Below are 25590 nucleotides of genomic sequence, written 5' to 3'. Positions count from 1 at the left end.
CGTTTTAAAATATGAATATTATTTCCAGCTAAGTGATTTCTTTTTACGGTTGAATAGTCCGTTGATGCAAATATAGAAATAGTAGATGATGTCTAATAATGGTAACCACCAAATGAGGTCAGAAACTGCTAATTTCTTATATATTGCCCTAAAAACAATGAGCTGTGCAAGTAGGCGAATTAGATATGCAGCTACAGGTACGTACCAGTAATTAGGGAAAATAATCGCAGTCAGGATAATCGTAAAGTAGAATAAAAATGAAGTGATCAATTGCATACCCAACATACGCTGATGTCTTTTTTTGTAGATAACCGAAGCGCCCGAATGCCGTGCTTTTTGTTTGTAATAGCTTTTCCAGGTTGTTTTAGGTTCTGAGTAAACGATAGCATCCTCATGAATGGATATGGCTACATTTTTCTTCGTAGCGTTTTCATTTACAAAAAGATCGTCATCACCAGATTTAATGTGCATGTGTGATGCAAATCCCTTTTTACTGAAAAATAACGTTTTTGTGTAGGCCATGTTTCTGCCTACAGCCATGTAAGCATCTTTTTTTATCGCATACGATAAGTAACTCATTGCTGTATGCGTTGTCTCGAACCGGATAAGTTTATTGAGAAAACCTTTATATTTAAAATAAGGGGAGTACCCGATGACAATCTCTGTATCCGGTTGGTTAAGTGCTCCAGCTATTTCTTTTAACCAATTGCTTGAATTTGGATTGCAATCAGCATCTGTGAAAACCAGTTTTTCGTAAATAGCAGATTTAATTCCTAGGGTAACGGCGAATTTTTTTCCATGCTTAAGCCGTATATGTTCCTTAATATCGACAATTCTTAAGTTATCATATTGAGATTGATATTCCTTTAAAATCCATTTTGTCTCGTCAGTAGAGTAATCATTAACAACAATCACTTCAAATTGGGGATAATCCTGCTCTAAAATTGATGCTAAAAACTGCTTTAGATTTTTTTGTTCATTATGTGCACAGATGATGACAGAAATAGGATCAAATTGATCATGTTCCTGATAAGAATGCACTTTATGACGACTCAGGTTTCCGTATACAATTATAATATAGTACAACTGGATGAGCAGTAATAAACCGATGATGCCAAAGGCGATATAAGGGTAATAGAAGGCGTATTGCTGTACGATGTTCATAGGTTGCAAAGATAGTATGTTCCAGGGATATTTGCTTTAATAATGTTTTTTGTGCTGTAAATGTTAAAATCTTGTAAAAGGTCAATCTTTGCATTGCTTTTTATAGTATTTTTGCAAAGATTTTAAAAAAAGCATGTTGGGGAATTTGCTTCTGAAACAGTAAAAATCATCAAATTAGAATCCCCAAAAAATAAAAGATTAATGAAATTCACTCTTCAAGTACAAGATAAATTTTCTAAAGCGCGTGCAGGTGTTGTTGAGACAGCTCACGGAAAAATTCAAACTCCCATTTTTATGCCGGTTGGAACAGCTGGTACGGTCAAAGGTGTGCATCAGCACGAATTGAGAAATGATATTAAAGCTCAAATTATTTTGGGAAATACCTATCATTTATATCTACGACCAGGACTGGATGTTTTGAATAAGGCAGGTGGTCTTCACAAATTTAACGGTTGGGACCGTCCAATTTTAACAGATTCTGGAGGTTACCAAGTTTATTCATTGTCAGACAATCGTAAGATACGAGAAGAAGGTGTGACGTTCCGGTCACATATTGATGGTTCAAAGCATTTATTTACTCCTGAAAATGTGATGGATACACAACGAGTAATCGGTGCGGATATTATCATGGCTTTTGATGAGTGTACTCCTTATCCATGTGACTATGGGTATGCCCGTCGTTCGATTGAAATGACTCACCGTTGGTTGAAAAGATGTTGTGATCGTTTTGACAGTACAGAACCATTATATGGATATGACCAGACATTGTTCCCCATTGTTCAAGGATCAGTATATAAAGACTTACGTGAAAGATCTGCCGAGAAAATTGCGTCTTTCAATCGTGAAGGAAATGCAATTGGTGGTTTATCCGTAGGAGAGCCTGCTGAGGAAATGTATGCGATGACGGAAGTTGTGTGTAATATTCTTCCAGAAGATAAACCTCGTTACTTGATGGGTGTAGGTACGCCAATCAATCTACTAGAAAACATCGCTTTGGGTATAGATATGTTTGACTGTGTTATGCCAACGCGTAATGCACGTAACGGTATGATTTTTACACGTCACGGAACGATCAATATCAAGAATGAAAAATGGAAAGACGATTTTTCTCCAATTGATCCAGATAGTGATCTTTACTCAGATCAAGTATATACAAAAGCATATTTACGCCATTTAATCCGTTCGCAAGAACTTTTAGGTGCACAGATTGCTTCTTTACATAACTTACACTTCTATTTATGGCTGGTAAATGAGGCACGTGAGAAAATTGTAGATGGTACATTCTACGATTGGAAAAATAAAATGGTCAAAGTATTAGGTCAACGTTTGTAATTTTTTTGCATCTTAGTAGTATTATGTTTTCTATTATCGATCGTTACATTATTAAAAAGTACTTGAGCACATTTGTGTTCACGATGGCTATTTTTACAGTCGTCATGGTCATTTTTGATATTTCTGAGCGATTGGATGATTTCTTGAAATATAATGCTCCTATGGACAAAATTATATTTGAATATTACGCAGGATTTATCCCGTTTTATTTAAATTTCCTTTGTCCTCTGATCAATTTTATCGCTGTTATCTTCTTTACTTCGAAGATGGCCGATCAAACAGAGATCGTACCCATATTAAGTGCCGGCTATAGTTTTAACCGGCTTTTAAGACCCTATATTTTTTCTGCAACGCTTATATTTGCAGTTTCTTTTGTCTTTAACCTTTATATTATTCCGAAAACGAATAAAATGAAGATCGGTTTTGAAAATGTGTATGTAAAACCTTTGAAAGATAATACGAAAGTGTCCACGCATATGCAGATTGATAAAAACAGTTATGTATACATAGACAACTTTGATAACAACTCCAAGATTGGATATAAGTTTGTACTGGAAAAATTTAAGGGTGATACCTTATTGGAAAAAATGATCGCTGAGCGTATTACATGGGATTCTGTAACGACTAAGTGGAAAATTCACGATTATACAAACCGGATTATTAATGGTCTTCATGAACGAATGGACAAGGGTACCGTAAAAGATACCACTTTGGATATGAAGCCGAGTGATTTTGAACTGTATGATAATATTTTTACAGCCATGGATACGAAAGAGCTGGATGAGCGTATCCATAAAGAGGAAATTAGGGGTACAGGGATGATGACAGATCTTAAATTGGAGAAATATAAACGTTATGTCTATCCTTTTTCGGCATTTGTGCTTACTTTGATGGGCGTTGCCTTATCCTCTAAGAAGGTCAGAGGAGGTATTGGTCTTAGTTTGGGTATCGGTATCGGATTGAGCTTTACCTACATCGTGTTCATTCAATTTGCCACCATGTTCTCATTAAAAGGAGGGCTCCCTCCTTTGATTGCAGTGTTAATTCCCAATATTACATTTTTAATTATTGCAATCTATTTGGCTATAAAGGCGCCAAAATAAACAAACCGACAATGTCAAAAATTAAAATTAATCAGAATGTTCTTATTCTGCATTTAACAATCCTGATATGGGGTTTTACAGGAATTTTGGGTAATTTGATTTCGATATCTGCTATACATCTTGTTTGGTATCGGGTTTTGATTGCGGCGATTTCTCTATGGATTTATCTTGCCGTTAGCAAGCAGCAGATTCTGGTAAAAAGAAAGGATTTTATCTCTTTCATAATGGTCGGGGGTGTCGTAGGGCTTCACTGGGTACTCTTTTTTTATGCAATTAAGGTATCTACAGTATCAGTAGCTTTGGTAACATTATCTTCTTTGACATTGTATACTTCTATTTTAGAACCCCTGATCAATAAGAAAAAGATCGCCCTAATGGATATGTTAGTTGGTGTAGTGATAATAATGGGTATCTATATGATATTTCAATTTGAATCCAATTATATTGAAGGTATTCTTGCGGGCTTAGCATGTGCATTCTGTGCAAGTATTTTCTCGATTGCAAATGCCAGAATGGTTAAAAAATCAAGCGCTACCTTGATCACATTTTATGAAATGCTGGGTGCTTTTTTCTGGGTGTCAGTTTTTATGTTATTCAGTGGAGATTTTAATGAAAATATGGTTCTCAATCAATCGGATTTAATTTATCTATTGATCTTAGGGGTATTGTGTACTGCCGTTGCGTATGTGTTAGGTGTTGCTGTAATGAAAGAATTGAGTGCTTTTACAGTTGCTTTAACGACAAATCTGGAACCTGTTTATGGCATTTTATTGGCCATGCTGATCTTCGGTCAAAAAGAGACGATGAGTTTAGGTTTTTATGGTGGTGCTGCCATTGTTTTAGGTGCAGTCTTCTTTTATCCTTACTTAAAAACAAAAATCGAGAAACGGAAGCAGGATTTGGTTATTAGAAAAATCTATTAATTATCTATTTTAGCTTTATATATCTGCTCTTGTTGCAGAACGGAATTTAATGGATATATTGCGTATCCTGATAAAAAAAGCGTGCTTAAAACTGATTTTAAGCACGCTTTTTTTTGATTTAACACTGGATTAAAAATCAAATGTTCCGATGGTCACGTGCTGCTCTTTGGTTTTATCTAAGTACAGGGTGATGATTTTACGTTCTTGTTTTCCGGAGCTATAATAGGTGAATATTTCTGCCATAACTGCTGTTGGACCTGCTAGCGTTAGCGAATTATCATTATAAAAATCTACTTCGACTTTATATTTTCCTTTGACTGCTCTTTTTAATAGAAATTGTTCAGGGCCATATCCTCCGGTAAAATCATTACTTAAACGTCCTCCCATTGCAGTGCTATTATTGCTGTAAAAGCATTTTTCTCCATGTGGATCTGTGACCCAAAGATCTATATCTGTATTGTTTGAATTCCAATTGATCACCACACGAATATCAACAGGAAGATCTGCAATGAGTTGTTTGCTGATGTTATTGCTATTGACATGAGTCTGGTTTAATTTTAATAAATTATTTAACTCCATCACAATAATTTCTTCTATACCATCGTCGCGATGGGCTGCTTCAGGGGAATAACTTTGCGTTAGGATACTATATAATTGATCAAAAGCTTTTTGATATTGTTTATTATCTAATAATGCTAAAGCATAATCGCGGTGGCTTTGCGGGTCCATAGGACGCCAGTCTAAGATTTTCTTATTGATGTAAAGTTCATATTGATATTGTTCCCATTGTTTAAGTGTGTAAGCTATTGTCTTAAATAAATCTGCATTTTCAATTTGAAGATCTGCAAGTGAGCTCAACACTAATAATGCTTTATCTTTTGTGCCTTTTCGATAGAAAAAATTAGCAACGTCAAAATAGAAGCTCGGAGTACCCAAATATGCTTGGCGAAGTTCGAGATATGTTTGATAGGGATTCGCTGATTTTTCTAAGACCTGCAGATACATATTGTCATTTTTAATGTCAGGAATGGTGATTTTTGCACCAGCAGTTGTTCTGTCACTCACATCAGTGCCGGAATAATGCTGTTGATCAGAAACTGGGTCTTCTAAAGTGCTTATCACTATTTCCTCCAAATTTGAAGATCGATCATCTGCTAAAACCATCTGTCTGCTTTCTGATGATACCATTTTTGATGTTGCAGCTTGTGTATTATTAATTGGATGAACTTCGGGCTCTACAAATGACTCTTCTACGATCCTGTTAGGCTGTGGATAGGTTTTCTTTGCTTTGAAGTCGGTCTGCCACCATTTTTTTAATTCTTGGACAGCGGTTTCAGCCTGTGCCAATAAATCATGCATACGTTCCTCCCGAAGAACGCTTTGTTCTTTAATCAATTTATGATAAGCTGGAAGCAATTCTGTTGGAGGCAGGATGGCATATCGTACATAATCTTCCACGGTTTCCAATACAATTAAACTTGTGTTACGGGTAACAATACCAAATTGCTTACCAAGTTCTTCAATACGTTCTTTATTTTCCGTGTAATCAACATCTAATGTTGCAATCTTTTTCTGAGCCCAGATTTTATGAATATCCAACTCATTTTCTTGATAATTGATGTCAATTTTGACTTCTTGAGTTGCACGATTCCCGTAGCCAAAGAGTAAGGTAATCTGTTTTAAATTGTTGTTTTTTCCGAGACCTGTAATCGCGATATGATCCTGTACTTCTGTATGGATCGCTGGATATATTTCTGAGAAATCAGCATGTTCTTTAATCCCTAAAAATTTTAAATTTTCTGAACTTAATTTTTTGATACCGTCGATAGGTGATGTGTTCAATAGATTGAGCGTTTTTGCACCAGTTTTTTTGCTAATCGCCTGGAGGGTGCTGTAATCTGCAATGGCAGAGGAAGTGATACAATATATTGGTTTGTTGATGGTTACTTGATTTGACCCAAATGTGGATAATCCTTCGGTAAAGAAAAGATATTCCTCCGCTTGCAGCACTTGATCATTTAATTTTGAATAATCTGTTCCGCCATCATAAGTTAAATGCAAGAGATAATTTTTTAGAGCAGTCCAATTTCCCTTTTCTATGTGAAATGTTCCCGCTTTTACATAGCTGATATTCAGTAAGCCCAGTTCTACAGTTAAATTCTTTTTTTGTTGTATGATGAGATCCAGAAGTGCTAATTCTTTTTGAATGTCTTTATCTTTAGCGCTTAAAGAATTGTCCCAAATGATCCCAATTTTGTTAGTCCAGGTTTTTGCTTTCGAAGGAGCATCGATAAATATATTGCTAAGGAAATAGAAAGATTGATCTTGATTAGCCTGTGTCAAAATTTTGTTCTCATTTGGTCGCTTAGGTAGTCCAATTACTAATGATTTCTCAGGTATAAAATTGTTTTTAGCTATAGCCGCTTGATAAATATGATTTTTTTCTGAAAATATGAGTGATCCATCTGGTTTGCTGATCAATGTCGGTACCTGGTCTGTTTGGTAGATATTTACCTGAAGTTTAAACCGCTCGATCGCTTGTTTATAGGCTAAAGGTAAATGGTATTGAAAACCAGTCGAAGCATGGAATTGTAAATTCTCTTCATAAGTTATGCTAATGGTTCGTTGACCTTGTGCAGGTATAGGATATATTCTAGTCTTAAAATTATTCCCTTCTACACGCTCTAATAATCCAGGATCTACACGACGAGATTCAATACTTTCGAAGACTTCAATCCCTTTGCTCTTATCAACTGCAACAGCTTGACGTAGTTTTCCATTAATATCAAGGGCGTATCCTGTTACCGAAACACCTTCAGGCATGGGGAATGTCAGTATGCCCTCCAAGTCTCTGTTTTCATTATTACGGAAGATCATTGTCATCGTTGTTTTCGCGATGTTACCAAAAATATTAACTTGAATATCGAGCTCCTGTAGATTAACTTTTGCCTGATCTTTTGGATCATTCGATATTTTTAAGCTGGGAATAGGTCTATTTGGATTATTCTGTGATTTAATATTCTCTCCCTGAAGTAGGAGACATAAAATCAATACTATTATGAGGATCTTATTCATATTTTTTGAATTAGCTTGCTGTGTTCATTTAAGATGATGCATCTTAGTAACGAATTCCATAATTAACCGCAGGATTAAAAAACTTCATGTAGGTTGAAAATCTTAGTCCCGGTTAAAATGAATAAAAGCTTTTTGAGATCAGCGAGGGTCCATATGCTACTCATTTTTGAGATGAAATAACCGGATGAGTCAGTGACAGGAAGTGCTATAAAAGAATAAACCCCGTAAATATATTTACGGGGCTCATTCTTTTCTATTTAGGATTGGTATTAAGCATATTGATGAATAGCTTCTTTGCTTTCAAGCTCCGAATGCCCCATTAGGAATTCGTCTACTTTTCTAGCACACTCACGGCCTTCTGATATCGCCCATACAACTAATGATTGTCCTTTCCTACAATCTCCAGCTGTAAAGATCTTATCTACCGAAGTCTGGTAAGCTTTATCTGTCGCTACTATATTTCCTCGGCTATCGACTTGAACACCCAGTTTTTCTGGCAATTGTTGCTCTGTATGTTGATAACCGACAGCTAAAAGAACAAGATCTGCTGGAATTTCTTTAGGCTCTGATTGACCTAATTTTGTTCTTCTACCGAAATCATCTACTTCGTATTCGACCTCTATGATCTGAACAGCTTTGACATTTCCATGGTCATCACTGATGAAGGCTTTTGTTTCGGTCGCCCAAAGTCGGTCACAACCTTCTTCTTGTGATGATGAAGTGTTGAAAGTGATTTTATCTGATGGCCATGGATTATTCTTTAATCGTTCCTTTGCAGGGATGGGTTTACGTGCGATCTGGGTAATGCTCTGTGCCAGTTGTCGATTGGAAGTGCCGATACAATCCGATCCAGTATCACCGTCACCGACTACGACTACATGTTTTCCTTGGGCGATGATGTGCTCTTCCGTGTATTCAATACCACTCACTTTTTTATTCTGCTGTTTCAGAAAATCCATCGCGAAATGGACACCCTTTAATTCTTTTCCAGGAATATCCAAATGCCAAGGAACAGTTGAGCCTGTTGCTAAAATAACAGCATCAAAAGAAAGTAACTCATGGGTGGAGATGTTTTTGCCAACCTCAGCGTTTACGTTAAATTTAATACCTGATTCCTGCATCACCGAAATCCGGCGGTCAATAATTTTCTTGTCTAATTTAAAATCCGGAATACCATAACGGAGTAAGCCTCCCAATTGATCATCACGTTCAAAAACGACAACGTCATGACCAGCTTTATTTAATTGTGCGGCTGCAGCTAATCCCGCAGGTCCTGATCCAACAATAGCAACTCTTTTATCTGTTTTAATATAGCTTTTGTTAGGTTTTACATAACCTTTATTGAAAGCAATTTCAATAATATGTTTTTCAATTTCTTCAATGGTAATTGGAGAACTGTGTATACCCAATACACATGCCGATTCACATGGAGCCGGACAAATTCTTCCTGTAAATTCGGGAAAGTTATTTGTTGAGGTCAATATGTTGTATGCATCTTCCCATTTTCCATCGTAAACGGCATCATTAAACTCAGGTATTACATTGCCCAAAGGACATCCTGAGTGACAAAATGGTATACCGCAGTCCATACAACGTGCGGCCTGTGTATTCAGTTGACTATCTGTGTAACCCTTATTGAATTCCTGAAAATTCTGTATTCTGTAAGCTACCGGTTCTTTTTGCGGAAGCTCACGATCGTATTCTTTAAATCCTGTTATTTTTCCCATGATTTTTCCTCCTGATTATGCTTCAACTAATTTTGTACGTAATACCTGTTTGTATTCTTTTGGAAATACTTTGATAAAGCTGTTTTTCTCAGCAGTCCAGTTTTCGAGGATATGTTGTGCAATTTTGCTGTTTGTGAGTAAAATATGTCTTTTTAGCAATGCAATAATTGCTGTTTCATCTTCTTGTTCCAATGGATCAAGATCTACCATTTCAGTATTGCAATTGTCTCTAAATGTTCCTTGTTTATCATAGATCCAGGCGATACCTCCGCTCATACCAGCGCCGAAATTTCTTCCAGTAGCTCCTAAGATAAGTGCACGTCCCCCGGTCATGTATTCACAACCATGGTCGCCAAGACCTTCTACTACTGCCGTAGCACCTGAATTACGAACAGCAAAACGTTCGCCGGCTTGTCCATTAATAAAGAGATGTCCCGATGTAGCACCAAATAGAGCAACATTACCGATGATGATATTTTCATGCGGTATCAATTTACTTTCTGCTTTCGGATAGATCGCTAATTGTGCACCAGATAATCCTTTACCAACATAATCATTTGCTTCACCTTCTAACTCAAATGATAGTCCTTTTGTTGAGAATGCACCAAAACTCTGTCCCGCAGAACCTTCAAATTTGTAATTGATGGTATTATCAGGTAAGCCTTCGGATCCGTATAGTTTAGAAATCTCATTCGACAATAGCGTACCGATGGTACGATCCGTATTTTTAACCGTGAAAGTTCCAAAAACTGGAGTTTTGCTTTCTAAGGCATGTTTCGCTTGTTTCAATAATCCCCAGTCTAAGATCATACCCATGCCGTGATCTTGTTCTTCAGTATTGTAAAGAGACTGATTAGGATCGTTGGGCTCAACATATAATATGCCTGAGAAATCAATTTTGGAAGCTTTCCAATGATCTATGTTCTCACGTTTTTTAAGGAACTGTGCTTTTCCTACCATTTCATTGATGGTACGGAAACCCAATTCTGCCATGGTCTCTCTGATTTCTTCGGCCATGAAGCGGAATAGGTTAACAATGTCCTCAGGTTTACCGGTGAATAATTTTCTTAATTCTGGATCTTGTGTGGCTACACCTACTGGACAAGTATTCAAGTGACACTTACGCATCATGATACAGCCACCAGCAATAAGGGCAGCAGTTGATACGCCCCATTCTTCTGCACCTAATAAGGTTGCTACAACGATGTCACGTCCAGTTTTTACCTGTCCATCTGCTTGTAGTACGATACGGCTTCTAAGTTTGTTTTTCACCAAAGTTTGGTGTGCTTCTGCTAATCCCAATTCCCAAGGTAAACCTGCGTGCTTTGTCGAACTGATCGGAGAAGCTCCTGTTCCTCCGTCAAATCCTGCTATCAGAATAACGTCGGCATGTGCTTTTGCAACACCTGCAGCAATAGTTCCAACACCCGCTTTTGAAACGAGTTTGACATTGATACGTGCAGCACGGTTTGCATTTTTTAAATCAAAGATTAATTGTGCTAAATCTTCAATCGAATAGATGTCATGATGTGGCGGTGGGGAAATTAACCCTACACCTGGCGTTGAATGTCTTGTTTTGGCAATCCATTCATTAACCTTAGGTCCAGGAAGCTGACCGCCCTCTCCAGGTTTAGCGCCTTGAGCCATCTTGATCTGTATTTCGTCTGCCTGTGTCAGATAGTTGGATGTAACGCCAAACCTTGCGGATGCTACTTGTTTGATTGCAGAACGCATCGAATCACCATTAGGAAGAGTCTGATAACGGAGCTCATCTTCACCACCTTCTCCAGTATTTGATTTTGCACCGATGCGGTTCATCGCAATTGCCAGTGTGCTGTGTGCTTCATGTGAAATAGAACCAAATGACATCGCACCTGTGGCAAAGCGTTTTAAAATATCACTAGCTGGTTCTACTTCCTCTAAAGGAATTGCTGTTCTATGTTTAGCAAAATCTAATAAACCACGCAGGGTGAACATCTGTTCTTTTTGGTTGTTTATTTTTTCTGCATATCTTTTATAAGTAGCATAGTCGTCATTGCGACAAGCCTGTTGAAGAAGATGTACAGTATCAGGGTTCCAAAGATGTCCTTCACCTCTTCGTTTCCATTGGTAAAGACCACCTTCAGGAAGCAATGTTTGTGGAGTACGGCTTTCTTTGAAATTCACCCAGTGTTTTGTCAGTACTTCCTGTGCAATATCGTCCAAGTTTAAACCCCCGATACGGGATACAGCACCGCAAAAATATTTGTCTACAACAGTTTTATCTAAACCTAATACTTCAAAGATTTGTGCACCATGATACGACTGCAGGGTCGATATTCCCATTTTTGAAAATATCTTTAATAATCCTGCATTTACTGCCTTTACGTAGTTTTTGGAAAGTTCAGGCCATGTTAATTCGGTTTCGATTTTACTTTGTTCTTTCATCGTACGAATACTCGCAAGCGCCATGTAAGGATTGATTGCAGTGGCACCAAATGCAAGTAAACATGCGAAATGATGGACTTCCCAAGCATCTCCAGCTTCTACAACAAGACCGACAGCACCACGGTTTCCTGTTTTGATTAAATGGTGATGTACTGCAGATACTGCTAATATGGACGGGATAGGAGCATGTTGTGAATCAATGGCACGGTCTGAAAGTATCAATACTTCGAAGCCATCACGTACAGCATCATCTGCATAACGGCAAAGGCGTTCTAATCCAGCTTCCAGAGAACCATTTTGACCATCTGCTCGGAAATAAGATTGTAAAGTTTTTGCCTGAAATACACCCGTGTCAATTGACCGTAGCTTTTCTAATTCTTTCGAGGTCAATATCGGATGTTCGAGCGTAACGCAGTGACAGAATTTTTTATCTTCAATGAGTATGTTACCTGCATTTCCAATGAATGTTGCTAGACTCATGACCAAACGCTCTCTTATTGGATCAATTGGAGGGTTTGTCACTTGAGCAAAAAACTGCTTGAAGTAACTGGATAAATGTTGCGGTTGATCGGAAAGTATAGCTAATGGTACATCAGATCCCATGGAACCTGTTGGCTCATACCCGGTCAGTGCCATTGGTGTTAGAATTGTTTCTAAGTCTTCTCTCGAATATCCGAAAGTCTGCTGATACTTAAATACCGACTCTTTAGACAGATAGGTATAAGTAACACGAGGCTCAGCCAATTCTGTTAATTTTATTTTATAACTGTCTAACCAATCGCCATAAGGCTGTTGACGTATTAAGTCGCCTTTTACCTCTTCGTCAGATAAAATTTTACCCTGTTCCATATCGACCAAGAAAATTTTACCAGCTTGTTGTCTTCCTTTTTTGATGATCGTTGATTCATCAATAGGGAGTGCGCCTGCCTCTGAAGCAACGATGACTCGATGATCTGAAGTAATGGCATAGCGTAAAGGACGCAATCCGTTTCGATCTAGGGTTGCACCAATGGACTTGCCATCAGTAAAACAAAGAGCAGCTGGACCATCCCAAGGCTCCATTAATGTGGCGTGGTACTCATAAAATGCTCGTTTTAATGGATCCATTTGTGTATTGCCATCCCAAGCCTCAGGGACCAGCATCAGCATCACATGGGAAAGGCTGCGGCCACTGTGTAATAAAAGTTCTGCAACATTGTCTAAACATGCGGAATCAGATTGACCACGGTCTACAACAGGTAATAAGATCTCCATCTCTTCTTCTGTAAAATAAGGAGACGAAAGCGCACGCATGCCTGCGTAAAACCAGTTCAGATTTCCTGTTAATGTGTTGATCTCACCATTATGCGCTAACATACGGAAAGGCTGTGCTAAAGACCAGGAAGGGAAAGTATTGGTTGAAAAGCGAGAGTGTACTAATCCAAATGCAGAAACAACTCTTGGATCGCGAAGGTCTTTAAAATAAGTGCCAACTTGGTAAGTTGTCAACTGACCTTTATAAATAATTGTTTTGCAAGATAGGGAAGCGAAGTAAAGCGGTAGTGGATATTCTTGATATTGTTTGATTTTTTGGATAATCAAACGTCTGAGGACAAATAATTTGCGTTCAAATTCTTCAGTGTTATGTACGGTCTCGGGTCTGTCGATAAAGAATTGAACTATTTCGGGTTCAGCGCTTAATGCTGTCGGGCCTATACCTGCTCTACTTACTGGTACATCCCGAAATCCAAGGAATTTCATATCCCTTTCAGTAGCCGCTTCTTGTATAACTGTTCTGCAAATTTTGTTCATTTCAGGTTCTTTGGGTAGGAAAACCATTCCTGCTCCATAATATCCTGGTTCTTTAAGTTGTATACCTAGGTTAATACATTCTTCCCAAAGAAACTCATGTGGTAATTGGATCATAATACCTGCGCCATCTCCACTCTCTGGATCACAGCCACAAGCACCACGATGCTCCATATTTTCTAACATGGTCAAGGCATCTTTTACCTGTGCATGTGATTTTATTCCTTTAATATGCGCTACAAAACCAACCCCACAGGCGTCATGCTCAAAACTAGGGTCGTATAGCCCTTGCTGATTTGTGTTACTTTCAATCATCTTCCTATTCAATTATTACTTTGCTAATATATGAATAAAAACATTAAAATATTATAGATTTTATAAATTATTTTAAATAAGCTTATGTTATTTGTAAATAAAAAGTCTTTTATTGCTGATATTGTATTTTGGAAGAGCTTTGTGATTTGTTTTTTGAATGAGCTTGTTAGGTGTTGTAATAAAATGATTTGTATCATCTTAATGATTGGTGATGCAGTTTTAAAGCAGGTTTATCAAGATCATCTGCCTTTTACTCGATTAGAGTATGCTTCACTCTTTATTCGCACTTTGTTCGGACAGTCTTCGGTAAAGCTCTACCTTTTGTCTTCTGTTTGTCTTCTGTTTGTCTTCCGTTTGTCTACTGTTTCAGTATAGGCGAGGTATAGGATGGGTATAGGATCGGTATAAGCAAGCCGAATCCTTTTCGAACCTTTTGCGAACGAAGGGCGAAATCAACTCTTACTTTATTCAATTGTGAATGACTGCCGTTTGACTTAAGTTCGAGTTTGCTAGGGGAGAGATAGGAGACAAGCCCCACAGTTGTTCGTGGTTTATTCGGTAGGTGTTCGCCACCCTGCCGAATACCTGTCGAATAATAGTCGAAGGGTACTCGAACCAGACTCGAAGAGTTGTCCTGCCAGTACCCTAGCAATGTCGGAGTAAGGCGAAATAACGTATGCACTTGTATGGACTTTTACGGACTTCCATGGACTTTCACGGACTTTCCTTTGCGCATTGTATTCCGATCTCAATAAGAAGTCGATCGGAGACAGGTCTTTAAAAAATAATAAATTTTAGCATATAACTAATTCTGGAACGGATAAGCTTTGCGCTATATTTTAGATATTCTTTATCTATCTTAGCTTTTGTTATTTTCGCTGTGAGGTAGGAAATACATAATAGTTTAAACCATGAAAATCACTGAAATAGAAATTTATAGATTAAGCATTCCTATGGAGCCTTTTGTCATTGCAACAGGCACTATGGATTTTGCACAGAACACCTTTATTCGGATTCGTACGGATACCGAAATCGTTGGGGTTGGTGAATGTTCTGCCTTTCCTATGATTGTAGGGGAAACCCAGGACACCTGTTTAGTGATAGCGCGTGACTTTGCGAAGTTATGGAAAGGTAAAGATCCTTTAAATATAGAGGAGCGTCTCGCAGAGCTAAATATGTATATAGCCGGCAATACAACAATAAAATCTGCATTTGACATGGCTTTATATGATATTGCATCAAAAAATGCAGGAGTTCCGTTATATCAATTTTTAAAAGGTATTCCACGAGAGATCGTAACCGATATCACGTTAGGTATCGCCAGTCCGGAAGAAATGGCAGCTAAGGCAAAAGAGTTGTACCGTGCAGGGGCTGTGATGTTGAAAGTGAAATTGGGCAAGGATCCTAAAACGGATATCGCAAGGATTCGGGAAATCCGTAAAGCGGTCGGCTTTGATATGCCGATTCGTATTGATGCAAATCAAGGATGGACATACGAAGGTGCTGTAGAGGCTTTGCAGGGACTGGAACCTTTTAAGATTCAGTTTTGTGAACAGCCTATGCGTACTTATTTAGATCATTTGCTTCCTGAACTTCGTACCGAAACAACGGTTCTGATCATGGCAGATGAATCTGTTTATAGCCATCATGATGCGGAACGCTTGTGTCGTGCAGATGCCTGTGACTATATTAATATTAAATTTTCAAAATCAGGAGGCATTCATGAGGCATTAAAAATTGCCGCAATAGCTGCTGAATTCAATATTCCCTGTATGATAGGGGGGATGCTTGAAAGTCGATTGGCTTTAGCCGCGAAAGTTCATTTTGCTTATGCTGCGCCGAATGTGAAGTTTTATGATTTGGATACTTGTATGGTCGGCCATCTAGAGGATCCTGTTGTCGGTGGTATTCAATATAAAGGATATCATATTCATCTTTCGGATCTTCCGGGTATTGGTGCTGATATTAACCAGGAATTTTTGGATTCCTGTGAGCGATGGGTAATTTAAGATTGCAAATATTTTTTAACATTTGTTAAAAAATGCTTGAATAGCATGCTGTTTGGCAGACCTCCAAGCTTAAAATAAATAATATTCAGTACCTTTGCTACACTTATTATTTTATTAAAAGTAACAAAATATTATGAGTACACAAAAAGGTCCTATTTCTCAGTTTATTGAGGAAAATTACCTTCACTTCAATGCTGCGGCATTGGTGGATGCAGCTAAAGGTTATGAGGCTCATCTATTAGAAGGTGGTAAAATGTTAATTTCTTTAGGTGGTGCAATGAGTACTGCTGAATTGGGAATTTCTTTGGCTGAAATGATTCGTCAAGATAAAGTACATATCATCTCATGTACAGGTGCTAACCTGGAGGAGGATGTTATGAATTTAGTAGCACACTCACATTACAAGCGTGTTCCTAACTATCGTGACTTGACTCCAGAGCAAGAAAGAGAATTATTAGATCAACATTATAATCGTGTTACAGATACTTGTATTCCTGAAGAGGAAGCATTCCGTCGTTTACAGAAACATTTGGAAGATGTATGGCATGCAGCTGAAGCAAAAGGTGAGCGTTATTTACCACACGAATTTTTATATCAGGTGGTTAATTCTGGAGTGTTGGAACAATATTACGAAATTGATCCTAAAAACTCTTGGATTGTTGCTGCTGCAGAGAAAAACTTGCCTATCGTTTGTCCAGGATGGGAAGATTCAACGACAGGTAACATCTTTACTTCTAATGTAATCAAAGGTAAATTAAATGTTCATACAGTGAAATCTGGTATCGAATATATGATTTACTTAACAGAGTGGTACCGTGCTAACTCTTCTGGTAAGGGTGTTGGTTTCTTCCAAATCGGTGGTGGTATCTCTGGTGATTTCCCTATTTGTGTTGTTCCGATGATGTACCAAGATTTAGAGTGGGAAGATGTTCCTTTCTGGTCTTACTTCTGTCAGATCTCTGATTCAACAACATCTTACGGTTCTTACTCTGGTGCTGTTCCAAATGAAAAAATCACTTGGGGTAAATTAGATATCGATACACCTAAATTCGTAGTTGAGTCTGATGCAACTATTGTTGCTCCTTTGATTTTCTCTTATATTTTGGGTAAATAATAAGAATATGTCGAATTTACTGACTACAGACCCCATTGCTTTACAGGCATTCATGTCCGAGACTATATTCGCGACGGCCGATGCTGTAGAAGCTTTTTCGGGTCAGTCTGAATCGGTATCTTCACCTTTAAATCCTCAACAGGTTACTGCTCATCAGGAATCTGTTGAGGAATTTATATATCAGGGCTCTAAAGCAAAAGGAATTCTGTTTATCTTAAGATATCCCGCTTATCCTTACTTTTCTCCGGAAGCAGAGGAGGCATTTGTAAAGACAATTGGGGCGCTTAAGCTAACAGTTGCTGATGTTGCGGTTGTTAATTTGGCCAATGCACACAATCCAAATGACTTTAAGCGAATCATGTCATTTTTCACTCCTAAAAAGATTATTCTTCTAGGCGTTGAACCTTTATCATTAAAGTTGCCTGAGATTGCGCATAACTCCTATATGCACGGTCGTATTGCGACAGTCTTTAATACATACAGTTTTGAAGAGATGTTTGCAGACATGGTTAAGAAAAAAGCTTTTTGGACTGAGTTTAAGTCATTAATTCAACAACAGAGCTAGTCTTTAGCTCGGATAATTAGCTGTTTTTTCTATTATATTTAATACATTTGAATAAAATCTTATTCGGATGATTGAACTTATTTTTGCGACTAATAATGCACATAAATTGGAAGAGGTGCAGGCTATTGTAGGAAAGAAATTCCTACTTAAATCTTTGGCTGATATTGATTGCCATGAAGATATTCCTGAAACAGGTGTTACTTTTCATGAGAATGCAAAACAGAAGACAGATTATTTAGTCAATAAATATGGATTAAATTGTTTCGGAGATGATTCTGGGTTGGAAATTGATGCATTAAATGGTGAACCAGGTGTGTATTCGGCCCGTTATTCTGGTAGCCGTGATATGGAAAAAAATATTAATTTGGTTCTAGAGAAGTTAGCAGGTATCGCTAATCGTACCGCTCGATTTAAAACAGTGATTTCACTTAACCTAAACGGTCAGCAACATTTTTTTGAAGGTAGTATTGAAGGCCACATTATTGATGAACGTAAAGGTGCGGATGGATTTGGTTATGACCCTATATTTATACCAAATGGCTATAGTAAAACATTTGCGGAAATGACTGCAGACGAGAAAAATAGTATCAGCCACCGGGCAGTCGCTGTTCAGAAATTAGCCGCGTTTTTGAGTAATTAGAAATGAATATAAAACGAATATTTTTTAAGAATAAGAATTTTAAGTTTGGATATTATGTGAAAGCTAGTTTCCGAGAATATTCATTTTTGCCTTTGTTTCGATCCAAAAGAGTAGCAATGATTAATAATCTTTCTTCTTATGACCATGCTATAATTGATCGTCTGGCTTATTACAATAAACTAGATGAAATTCAAATAGTGGGAGAGGGTGCTTGCTACTTAAAGGATATGAAGAGACCTAAAAAAGGTTCGGTTTATTATTTTGATCTGAAAGAATATTTACGATATTTTGACGGTGATCTTCGAATAGATATGATTCCAGGTGATGTTGTTGATATTCCCAAAACACCTGCAATTGTGAAAAGCAGACCTATTGGAGGAAATAACTGCAATTCAGTATTGCTAAATATGGATAAAGTCAGGCATTTTAATTTTATCAAAGATGAGATTGCTTTTCGAGATAAAAAAAATATGTTGCTGGGACGCGCTACAGTTCAACAGGAGCACAGAAGCCGTTTTTTTCAGATCTATTTTGATCATCCTCTGTGCGATTTAGGAGATGTCTCTAAAAAGAATCAACATAAAGGCTGGTATAAACCTGCGATTTCAATAACAGAACATCTACATTATAAATTTATACTGGCCTTAGAAGGAAATGATGTGGCGACCAATTTAAAATGGGTGATGTCATCAAATTCTATTGCCGTAATGCCAATTCCAAAGTTTGAAACTTGGTTTATGGAAGGGTTATTGATCCCTGATTATCATTATATACATATCCAAGATGATTATTCGGATTTAGAAGTGAAATTAAATTATTATATCGAAAATCCGGAAAAGGCAGAAGAAATCATTAGGAATGCACATCAGTTTGTGAAACGGTTTGAAAATCAGATGGTAGAAGATCTGGTTTCTGTCCTGGTATTAGAAAAGTTTTTTATAAAAACTGGTCAAAGAGCAGTATTATAGCAGTGAGTGTTACTTTTCAATTTAGCCAACTGTAATTCGATGTTACTTTAATCAAGCGAACGCTAGAATAGTCTATTTTATTTTTTTCAAAGTAGATTATAATGGAGCTAAAAATTTAGAAGAAAAACTATGTTAATCGATATTCAGCATCTTCATACATCTTCGCTTCAAGATGATTTTCAATCGGCTTTATATCAGATTTTTATGTTCGAAAATTCGGCGAAATTTTCGGTTGATTTTTCAAATTATTCCAGCGCGGCTTATAGTTTGGTTTTTTTATCCCCTTATCAACATTTCAAGTGGCAGGGGACAACACCGGCTTTCATTATTAAATTGGAGTTCCATGGTGATTTTTACTGCATTGAATATCATAAAAAGGAAGTTGCTTGCAATGGTTTATTATTTAACAATATCTACTTAACACCATTTGTGACTATTTCTCCGATTTTATTTACTGAAATAAAAACAATTTTTAATAAAATTGAAGTGGAGAAAGATGGAGGAAGTCCATTTTCTGAATCTGTATTGAAATCTTATCTACAACTTGTTTTGGCTCTTTGTAGTAAGGAAAAATCTCTTCAGCTTGTTCATACCGATGTTTATCAGAACGAATTGACAGTTAGTCTAAAATTTCAAGAACTATTGGAGTCTGCTTTTCTTTTCGAGAGATCGGTGCAATTTTATGCAGATGAACTTGCTCTTGGAGTAGATTCATTCAGCAAAAAGGTTAAAAAAGAATTGGGAAAATCTCCTTCCCAATTCATCCAGGATCGTGTTGTTCTTGAAGCAAAAAAAATGTTGCATCTGACATATTTATCTGTCAAAGAAATAGCTGCAAAACTTCAATTTGAAGATGAGTTTTACTTTAGCAGGTATTTTAAGAAGAATGTTGGTATTTCTCCTTCAGGTTTTCGAGAGCGTGTAGGGATCTCCATTGCGGCTAAATAATCTATTGAATTTACCGATTTGTCCATGCCATAGCTGATTTATTAAATGGAAATTTGTAGCTATATCAAATATAGACAACTATGTACAGATTTATTTCTTTTCTAGCGGGACTACAAAATCAATTTATTAATATTTTACGTTTTGCGGTCTTTCTTGTGATGGCATGGATAGGTGGTTTAAAGGCATTTCAGTACGAAGCTGATGGTATTGTACCTTTTGTAGCCAATAGTCCAGTTATGTCTTTTTTTTACAGCAAGAAGGCACCAGAGTATCAGCAGTATAAAAATCCTGAAGGTAAAACTGTTCAAAAAAATGTGGATTGGCATAATGAAAACAGGACATATCTATTTTCTTATGGCTTGGGAGCGGTTATTGTCGGAATTGGATTTTTTGTTTTATTGGGTATATGGTTCCCGAAAATAGGATTGCTTAGTGGTGTTTTGACATTTGGGATGTCCCTCGTGACTTTATCATTCTTGATTACCACGCCAGAAACATTTGTACCAAATTTAGGTGGTGATTTTCCGACACCTCACTATGGATTTCCCTACCTTTCCGCAGCAGGGCGTTTGGTTATAAAAGATATTATTATGTTGGCAGCAGGTCTTGTGATCGCTGCAGATAGTGCTAAGCGCTTGTTGGTTTCCGAAAGACATTAACTTATTTGAAGATCATCAACAATGCGGTATTATTGACAGGCCGCATTGTTGATGATCTTTTAATTAAATCTTACTTTTTGATCGGTTCTTTATTTGGAGAAACTGCTTTAATAAGAGTGCTATCTTGTACGGCCTGCAATTTTTCTCCTTGAGCCTTACTATCCATTTTCTGAATTTCCCGCTTAGGCGTAGTTTGTTTTTTAACTTCTTCTTGAGGCTTTTCCTCCGGTTCGCTTTCTATATTCTTAATTGTTTTCTCTTTAGGTTTTCCCTCTTTGTTTTCAGCCTCGGGAACTTTAATCTCGTCTTTTGCAACAGATCGTTTTCTATTGAGTAAATCTTCTTTTGACTTCGGTCTATCTTCCGGCCTCCAAATAAACCCCGGTAGAAATTCTTTTTCTTGCGTTAACTGGGCAATTGGGTAGACTTTACCATCAACTTTTCTAATGGAAACATACTCTTTCAATTTATTGTTTTCCATATAAATTTTAATGCGGCTGCTGCGATCATGGAATAATTCTGTTGCTACATTGGTTTCTTCATTGACGACATAAATGATGTTTTCGGCATTTCCATCAACGAACATCCGCTCTAAACTGTTTTTATCAAAGAATCCTGTTATTTTACGGCCTTTTAACTGATTGTATTTAGCGGAGTCCAAAGTTGCATTTACCATAAAAGCATTACCTACAATTAACGTATTGTCCAGTTTCTGATTCACAAATTGCAGAAAAATCGTATCACCGGATATTTGAGATTTCTCTGCCCAGATCATCGGTTTTCCCATTAGCCTGAACATAGAATCTGCCATACCATAGTAAACAGAATCTGCTACAGCTTGAAAATCGGATTTAAACATGCGCACATTATGGTATGCTTTGACAATACGGGTTTTTGCTGTGTCGGGTGGAGCTGCAGGTTTTTCATGATTGTTTTTCGCAGCTTTAAGAGCTTTATTAAAGATTTGATCACTATAATCTGCTTTTGGGACGACTGCATTTTTTCGCAAAATACTGTCAGCCTTACTATTTTTCTCTAATTCAAAACGATTTAAATCTTTTACAACAGGTTTTGCTGTTGTTTTTTCAGTATTTGGACTTGCTTTTTTAGGCTCCTGTTTGTTTTTTTCTTTTAAAACAGCTTGCTTGTCTTTAATTTTCTTTTGAGGTGCATCGTTATTGATTTCCTTTTTTCCTAACGTATCACCTTGCTGCTGTAAAGAATCTAAACCTGCTGTAAAATCGGTATCCGTACTATCATTATCGTCTCCATAATCTTCATCTACCTCTACATCTAGCTCACCACCGTCACGGCTTAGTTTGAAATTTTTGGGTATGTAGGTGCTTCGGAGAATCATTTTTGAGAACAGGGTATCTGCAGTCATAAATATAGAATCCATCTGTACAGAGTCCTTAGGTACTACTACAGGATCTAATTTGACTAGTTTATTCTCTCCCTTGTTATCATCTTTTGAGACAACTTCTTCTTTAACCTTTTTATCTTCTTTTTCTTTCTTCTTTACCTCTTTTTTGTTGGACGGATTGGTTTTTGTATTTCCAGTATTTGTTGAATCACTTTGCGTACTATCTTTTTTGACGACAGAGATGATCAAGGGCTTGTCGGTCATCGTGATGGATTCATCCGACTGTCGATATAATCCTTTGTCCCCATAGGCATAAAACTTATCGGTCGTATCGACAAATACAACATTACGGATCGCTTCTCCTTCTCCGGTTCGTCGGTCATAATGCAACGTATCTCCTTTTAGCATTTTACTGCCTTCGGTATATAGATTTTTCTTTGTGAAGTTTGCTACGCCGGTATTGGTATTATAATCTCCTTTTTCTGTATATAGATTTTCCCCTTTATTCCCTTTGATATTAGTAGGGGTATAGAAGTAAGTCATACTGCTAGGCGAATTATACTTCATTGAATCCGTGTATATTTTGACATTTGGTGTACGTACCACGACTTTTTTATTGAAAAAGGCATCTTGTGTATTTTCGAAATAAGTCGCATTGGTACTCGTAATGGTATCTGTACCACTAGTGATACGGCCGCCACCATAATAATTTCCAACACTACTTCTCATGTTATACTGCAGATGATTGGTCGTAAGAATGGAAGACCGACTGACCATACGGACGTTTTGCGTTAGCGTTGCATTTTGTGAAGCCGCATCGTAGTGAAGTTTATCCGCGAATATTTGAGTCCCGGTAGGCTGTGTAATGATCACATTGCTATAAGCTTCAAAGAACTGGCGCCCTATGTCGTCTTTATGTAAATAACCGCTATCTGCAGAGAGGGTAGATCCTTTATGTTCATAAACCGGTCTGTAAAACATTGCATTGCCTGTTTTTGAATTGAGAACACTGTAAGAAGACGACAATAAACGGAGTTCATCTTGCTGTTGTGCTGATGCTAGCATGAGGCACAGGGCCATAAATATAAAGGACAAAAAGTATTGTTTCACAGAGACAAAAATATGTATTTTAATTGAACTTGTTGATTAATGGTAATTTTTCATTTAAACAAATATATGCTCAAAAAATATACATTATCTTTGATATATGAATTTGCTGGAAAGATTAACATTTTTTATCAAAGATAACAGCCTTTTTGAGGCTGATGATAAGATCTTGTTGACAGTGAGCGGTGGACGCGATTCGATGCTTTTGACTTTTTTATTGGCAAAGGCCGGTTATCAGATAGCTATTGCTCATTGTAATTTTAAATTACGTGGTGCAGAATCTGATCTGGATGAGTGCTTGGTTCGGGATTTTGCTGAAGCGCATGGTATCCCTTTTTATGTGAGGCATTTCGATACAGAGCAGATAGCTTCCGAAAGAGGCATTTCTATACAGATGGCTGCACGCGAACTGCGGTACTCCTGGTTTGAAGAATTAAGAGAAGCGTTAAGTTTTGATAAAATAGCTGTTGCACAGCATTTGAATGATCATATTGAAACGGTGCTGTTAAATCTATCCCGTGGAACAGGCCTTCAAGGCCTACAGGGCATTCAGGCAAAACGCGACCGCCTGATTCGTCCATTACTGTTTCTTAAAGCAGAGGAAGTATTACATTATGTCCAGGAATATCAGATTCCATACCGTGATGATCAATCCAACTTTTCGACGAAATATGCGCGTAATAAAGTACGTATCGACATTATTCCGCAATTTAAAAAAATGCAACCTGATTTTGAACGTATTTTTGAACAGAACATTGCTCACTTCAAGGAAAGCTATGCTTTGTTGCAACAATTCATAACACCCCTTCGTAATGAACTTTTTATAAAGGAACAAGAAGCTTGGATTATTGAAAAGGAAAAGCTTCGGAAGCATATAACGGATCTTCCCCTGTTGTATGAATTATTTTCACCATTCTGTTTTAGTAAAAGTGTGCTGACCGATCTCCAATCTTGTTTTGATAAGGAATCAGGTCGATTGTTTCAATCTGAGGGATACGATCTGTTACTTGATCGCGATTTTTTGATTATTCGTGAAAAAGAGTATAAGCAGGAAGATGAAACCATTATTACTTCAGAAACTAAATCTGTATCTTGGAGAAATTATAGTTTTTGTTGTGATTATAGTCATGATGTTTCTATTGTTCGGGATAAGCAGATTGCAAAAATAGATGCTAATCTTCTGATTTTTCCTTTGACGCTAAGAGCTTGGAAAACGGGTGATTATTTCTATCCTTTGGGAATGACAGGACGTAAAAAATTGAGTGATCTTTTTAATAATTATAAGGTGAATGTTTTTGAAAAGGGAAATGTTCCAATTTTAATAAACGGTAACGGCGATATCATCTGGGTAGCAAACTATCAACTTGATAATCGATATAAAATAAGTGGAAATACAAATAAAGTGTTTATTTTAAGCTGTAAATAACATGATAAAAGAAGGACTTCTATATACTGAAAATCAATATTTGGGGCGGGACCGTGTTTGGATAAGTGTACGTTTGGTTCTGGCCTTGTTTTGTTTTACAGCTGTTTATCTCAACATAGATCAATTACTTTCCAGTCAATTGTTTTTTTTAGTCGGAATAGCGATCATTATTACCTCTGTAGTCATGATGTATCTATTGCTGTATCGTATCGAAGTTTTTGAAGGAAAGGTGATGTTGAGTGGCTTATGGACTACGCGCTTAGTTAAAATTGAATTGAGTTCAATTGTTAAGGTGGAAAAAAAACCATTTAGTAAGTTTTTCTTCAATAATCCTGTTTATAATCTACATATTAATGGTAAGATTAAGTTTTATGCAGGTGGGAAAGATGCGGTATGGTTAACAGATAAAGATGGTCTGGTGTACGTAATTGGTACGCAACGTCAAGAGGAATTATTTCGTGCAATTGAGACAGCAAAGTCCAAAACAAACCCTTAAAAATTGTTAAATCGAATATACTGACATTTTTAAGACAACTGTTTTGAACGAGATTCTTTATTTTTGATTAAAATGACAACGAATATAAAGTTATGGCAGGATTATTAAAATTTTTATTGATTGCATTCGCTGTATGGTATTTAGTTAAATTCTTAATTCGATTAATATTACCATTTGCAATGCGTAAGGCTGCAGAAAAGCTTATGAAAAAAGCGCAGCAACAAGGTGGCTCTACCTATACCAATGGTGGTGGCTCGTTCCATTATGAAACATTTGGTCAAAATAATAACAGTTCACAATCAGCTCCAAAAACAGATGGTCGTATATCGGTAGATTATGTTCCACCTAAACAAGAGTCAAAAAGAAAAGTGGCTGACAATGCTGGTGAATTTGTGGATTTTGAAGAAATAAAATAGATGAGTTGCTACGCTAAATAGCGTA

18 protein-coding genes are annotated in these 25590 nt (G+C 37.1%); 13 read left to right on the top strand and 5 right to left on the bottom strand.

The window, feature by feature from the left end; genetic code table 11:
- Positions 1 to 18 precede the first annotated feature (18 nt).
- Complete coding sequence (locus FHR29_RS17480; RefSeq protein WP_183916016.1) at positions 19 to 1164, bottom strand: glycosyltransferase; 1146 nt, start codon at positions 1162 to 1164, stop codon at positions 19 to 21.
- Between the two features lie 201 nt (positions 1165 to 1365).
- Here FHR29_RS17480 and tgt point away from each other — a divergent pair, with 201 nt between their 5' ends.
- The 3 genes from tgt to FHR29_RS17465 are packed head-to-tail and all read left to right on the top strand — an operon-like array spanning position 1366 to position 4522.
- Positions 1366 to 2496: a tRNA guanosine(34) transglycosylase Tgt gene (gene tgt / locus FHR29_RS17475; protein WP_108160421.1), complete on the top strand. Its 1131-nt coding sequence runs from the start codon at positions 1366 to 1368 to the stop codon at positions 2494 to 2496.
- A gap of 23 nt (positions 2497 to 2519) precedes the next feature.
- Positions 2520 to 3599, top strand: coding sequence for an LptF/LptG family permease (locus tag FHR29_RS17470; RefSeq protein ID WP_132772385.1), 1080 nt, complete (start codon positions 2520 to 2522; stop codon positions 3597 to 3599).
- Positions 3600 to 3610: 11 nt separating this feature from the next.
- A complete protein-coding gene (locus FHR29_RS17465) occupies positions 3611 to 4522 on the top strand; it encodes a DMT family transporter (RefSeq protein ID WP_132772383.1) in 912 nt (303 codons plus the stop codon).
- A gap of 129 nt (positions 4523 to 4651) precedes the next feature.
- Here FHR29_RS17465 and FHR29_RS17460 read toward each other — a convergent pair whose 3' ends face one another.
- From FHR29_RS17460 to gltB, 3 genes are all read right to left on the bottom strand, one after another.
- Positions 4652 to 7597 carry a VIT domain-containing protein gene (locus FHR29_RS17460; RefSeq protein WP_183916014.1) on the bottom strand — a complete coding sequence of 982 codons (2946 nt, stop codon included), beginning with the start codon at positions 7595 to 7597 and terminating at the stop codon, positions 4652 to 4654.
- 269 nt (positions 7598 to 7866) lie between these two features.
- On the bottom strand, positions 7867 to 9324 hold the full coding sequence (locus FHR29_RS17455) for a glutamate synthase subunit beta (RefSeq protein WP_183916012.1): 1458 nt from the start codon (positions 9322 to 9324) through the stop codon (positions 7867 to 7869).
- 15 nt (positions 9325 to 9339) lie between these two features.
- Positions 9340 to 13854 carry a glutamate synthase large subunit gene (gene gltB / locus FHR29_RS17450; protein ID WP_183916010.1) on the bottom strand — a complete coding sequence of 1505 codons (4515 nt, stop codon included), beginning with the start codon at positions 13852 to 13854 and terminating at the stop codon, positions 9340 to 9342.
- 911 nt (positions 13855 to 14765) lie between these two features.
- Between gltB and FHR29_RS17445 the strand changes: the two genes are divergently transcribed.
- The 7 genes from FHR29_RS17445 to FHR29_RS17415 all read left to right on the top strand — a co-directional run bounded on the left by FHR29_RS17445 (position 14766) and on the right by FHR29_RS17415 (position 20757).
- Positions 14766 to 15863, top strand: a complete 1098-nt coding sequence (locus FHR29_RS17445; RefSeq protein ID WP_168128249.1) for a mandelate racemase/muconate lactonizing enzyme family protein — start codon at positions 14766 to 14768, stop codon at positions 15861 to 15863.
- A gap of 133 nt (positions 15864 to 15996) precedes the next feature.
- Positions 15997 to 16977 (top strand): deoxyhypusine synthase family protein, encoded by a 981-nt coding sequence (locus tag FHR29_RS17440; RefSeq protein ID WP_021188785.1) that lies wholly within the window; start codon positions 15997 to 15999, stop codon positions 16975 to 16977.
- A 7-nt stretch (positions 16978 to 16984) separates the two neighbouring features.
- On the top strand, positions 16985 to 17542 hold the full coding sequence (locus tag FHR29_RS17435) for a hypothetical protein (protein WP_183916009.1): 558 nt from the start codon (positions 16985 to 16987) through the stop codon (positions 17540 to 17542).
- 67 nt (positions 17543 to 17609) lie between these two features.
- Positions 17610 to 18182 (top strand): non-canonical purine NTP diphosphatase, encoded by a 573-nt coding sequence (locus tag FHR29_RS17430; RefSeq protein WP_132772372.1) that lies wholly within the window; start codon positions 17610 to 17612, stop codon positions 18180 to 18182.
- A 116-nt stretch (positions 18183 to 18298) separates the two neighbouring features.
- Positions 18299 to 19150 (top strand): glycosyltransferase family 90 protein, encoded by an 852-nt coding sequence (locus FHR29_RS17425; protein ID WP_260292184.1) that lies wholly within the window; start codon positions 18299 to 18301, stop codon positions 19148 to 19150.
- Between the two features lie 129 nt (positions 19151 to 19279).
- Positions 19280 to 20098: an AraC family transcriptional regulator gene (locus tag FHR29_RS17420; protein ID WP_183916004.1), complete on the top strand. Its 819-nt coding sequence runs from the start codon at positions 19280 to 19282 to the stop codon at positions 20096 to 20098.
- A gap of 80 nt (positions 20099 to 20178) precedes the next feature.
- The gene (locus FHR29_RS17415) at positions 20179 to 20757 is read left to right on the top strand and encodes a DUF417 family protein (protein WP_183916002.1); all 579 of its coding nucleotides are present in this window, start codon (positions 20179 to 20181) and stop codon (positions 20755 to 20757) included.
- 70 nt (positions 20758 to 20827) lie between these two features.
- Here FHR29_RS17415 and FHR29_RS17410 read toward each other — a convergent pair whose 3' ends face one another.
- Positions 20828 to 23185, bottom strand: coding sequence for an OstA-like protein (locus FHR29_RS17410; RefSeq protein WP_260292180.1), 2358 nt, complete (start codon positions 23183 to 23185; stop codon positions 20828 to 20830).
- Between the two features lie 142 nt (positions 23186 to 23327).
- Here FHR29_RS17410 and tilS point away from each other — a divergent pair, with 142 nt between their 5' ends.
- From tilS to FHR29_RS17395, 3 genes are all read left to right on the top strand, one after another.
- The gene (gene tilS, locus FHR29_RS17405; RefSeq protein ID WP_183916000.1) at positions 23328 to 24653 is read left to right on the top strand and encodes a tRNA lysidine(34) synthetase TilS; all 1326 of its coding nucleotides are present in this window, start codon (positions 23328 to 23330) and stop codon (positions 24651 to 24653) included.
- Position 24654: 1 nt separating this feature from the next.
- Entirely contained in the window at positions 24655 to 25149 is a 495-nt protein-coding gene (locus FHR29_RS17400) for a hypothetical protein (protein WP_132772360.1), read from the top strand.
- Positions 25150 to 25241: 92 nt separating this feature from the next.
- Positions 25242 to 25565 carry a DUF4834 family protein gene (locus FHR29_RS17395; RefSeq protein WP_021188792.1) on the top strand — a complete coding sequence of 108 codons (324 nt, stop codon included), beginning with the start codon at positions 25242 to 25244 and terminating at the stop codon, positions 25563 to 25565.
- The last annotated feature ends 25 nt before the right edge of the window (positions 25566 to 25590 follow it).

Origin of the sequence: Sphingobacterium sp. JUb56 (genome assembly GCF_014191365.1) — a bacterium.
In the GTDB taxonomy this organism is placed as follows: Bacteria; Bacteroidota; Bacteroidia; order Sphingobacteriales; family Sphingobacteriaceae; genus Sphingobacterium; species Sphingobacterium anhuiense.
The sequence above is the reverse complement of the archived record's forward strand: the minus strand, read 5'-3'. Positions and strand labels throughout refer to the sequence as shown.

Excerpts from the sequence above, each read along its gene's own strand:
- FHR29_RS17470 (WP_132772385.1), top strand. The coding sequence starts at position 2,520 with ATGTTTTCTATTATCGATCGTTACATTATTAAAAAGTACTTGAGCACA.
- FHR29_RS17410 (WP_260292180.1), bottom strand. The coding sequence starts at position 23,185 with ATGCTAGCATCAGCACAACAGCAAGATGAACTCCGTTTATTGTCGTCT.
- FHR29_RS17480 (WP_183916016.1), bottom strand. The coding sequence starts at position 1,164 with ATGAACATCGTACAGCAATACGCCTTCTATTACCCTTATATCGCCTTT.
- FHR29_RS17425 (WP_260292184.1), top strand. The coding sequence starts at position 18,299 with ATGATTAATAATCTTTCTTCTTATGACCATGCTATAATTGATCGTCTG.
- FHR29_RS17445 (WP_168128249.1), top strand. The coding sequence starts at position 14,766 with ATGAAAATCACTGAAATAGAAATTTATAGATTAAGCATTCCTATGGAG.
- tilS (WP_183916000.1), top strand. The coding sequence starts at position 23,328 with ATGAATTTGCTGGAAAGATTAACATTTTTTATCAAAGATAACAGCCTT.
- FHR29_RS17435 (WP_183916009.1), top strand. The coding sequence starts at position 16,985 with ATGTCGAATTTACTGACTACAGACCCCATTGCTTTACAGGCATTCATG.
- tgt (WP_108160421.1), top strand. The coding sequence starts at position 1,366 with ATGAAATTCACTCTTCAAGTACAAGATAAATTTTCTAAAGCGCGTGCA.
- FHR29_RS17400 (WP_132772360.1), top strand. The coding sequence starts at position 24,655 with ATGATAAAAGAAGGACTTCTATATACTGAAAATCAATATTTGGGGCGG.
- FHR29_RS17395 (WP_021188792.1), top strand. The coding sequence starts at position 25,242 with ATGGCAGGATTATTAAAATTTTTATTGATTGCATTCGCTGTATGGTAT.
- FHR29_RS17440 (WP_021188785.1), top strand. The coding sequence starts at position 15,997 with ATGAGTACACAAAAAGGTCCTATTTCTCAGTTTATTGAGGAAAATTAC.
- FHR29_RS17455 (WP_183916012.1), bottom strand. The coding sequence starts at position 9,324 with ATGGGAAAAATAACAGGATTTAAAGAATACGATCGTGAGCTTCCGCAA.
- FHR29_RS17415 (WP_183916002.1), top strand. The coding sequence starts at position 20,179 with ATGTACAGATTTATTTCTTTTCTAGCGGGACTACAAAATCAATTTATT.
- FHR29_RS17460 (WP_183916014.1), bottom strand. The coding sequence starts at position 7,597 with ATGAATAAGATCCTCATAATAGTATTGATTTTATGTCTCCTACTTCAG.
- FHR29_RS17465 (WP_132772383.1), top strand. The coding sequence starts at position 3,611 with ATGTCAAAAATTAAAATTAATCAGAATGTTCTTATTCTGCATTTAACA.
- gltB (WP_183916010.1), bottom strand. The coding sequence starts at position 13,854 with ATGATTGAAAGTAACACAAATCAGCAAGGGCTATACGACCCTAGTTTT.
- FHR29_RS17430 (WP_132772372.1), top strand. The coding sequence starts at position 17,610 with ATGATTGAACTTATTTTTGCGACTAATAATGCACATAAATTGGAAGAG.
- FHR29_RS17420 (WP_183916004.1), top strand. The coding sequence starts at position 19,280 with ATGTTAATCGATATTCAGCATCTTCATACATCTTCGCTTCAAGATGAT.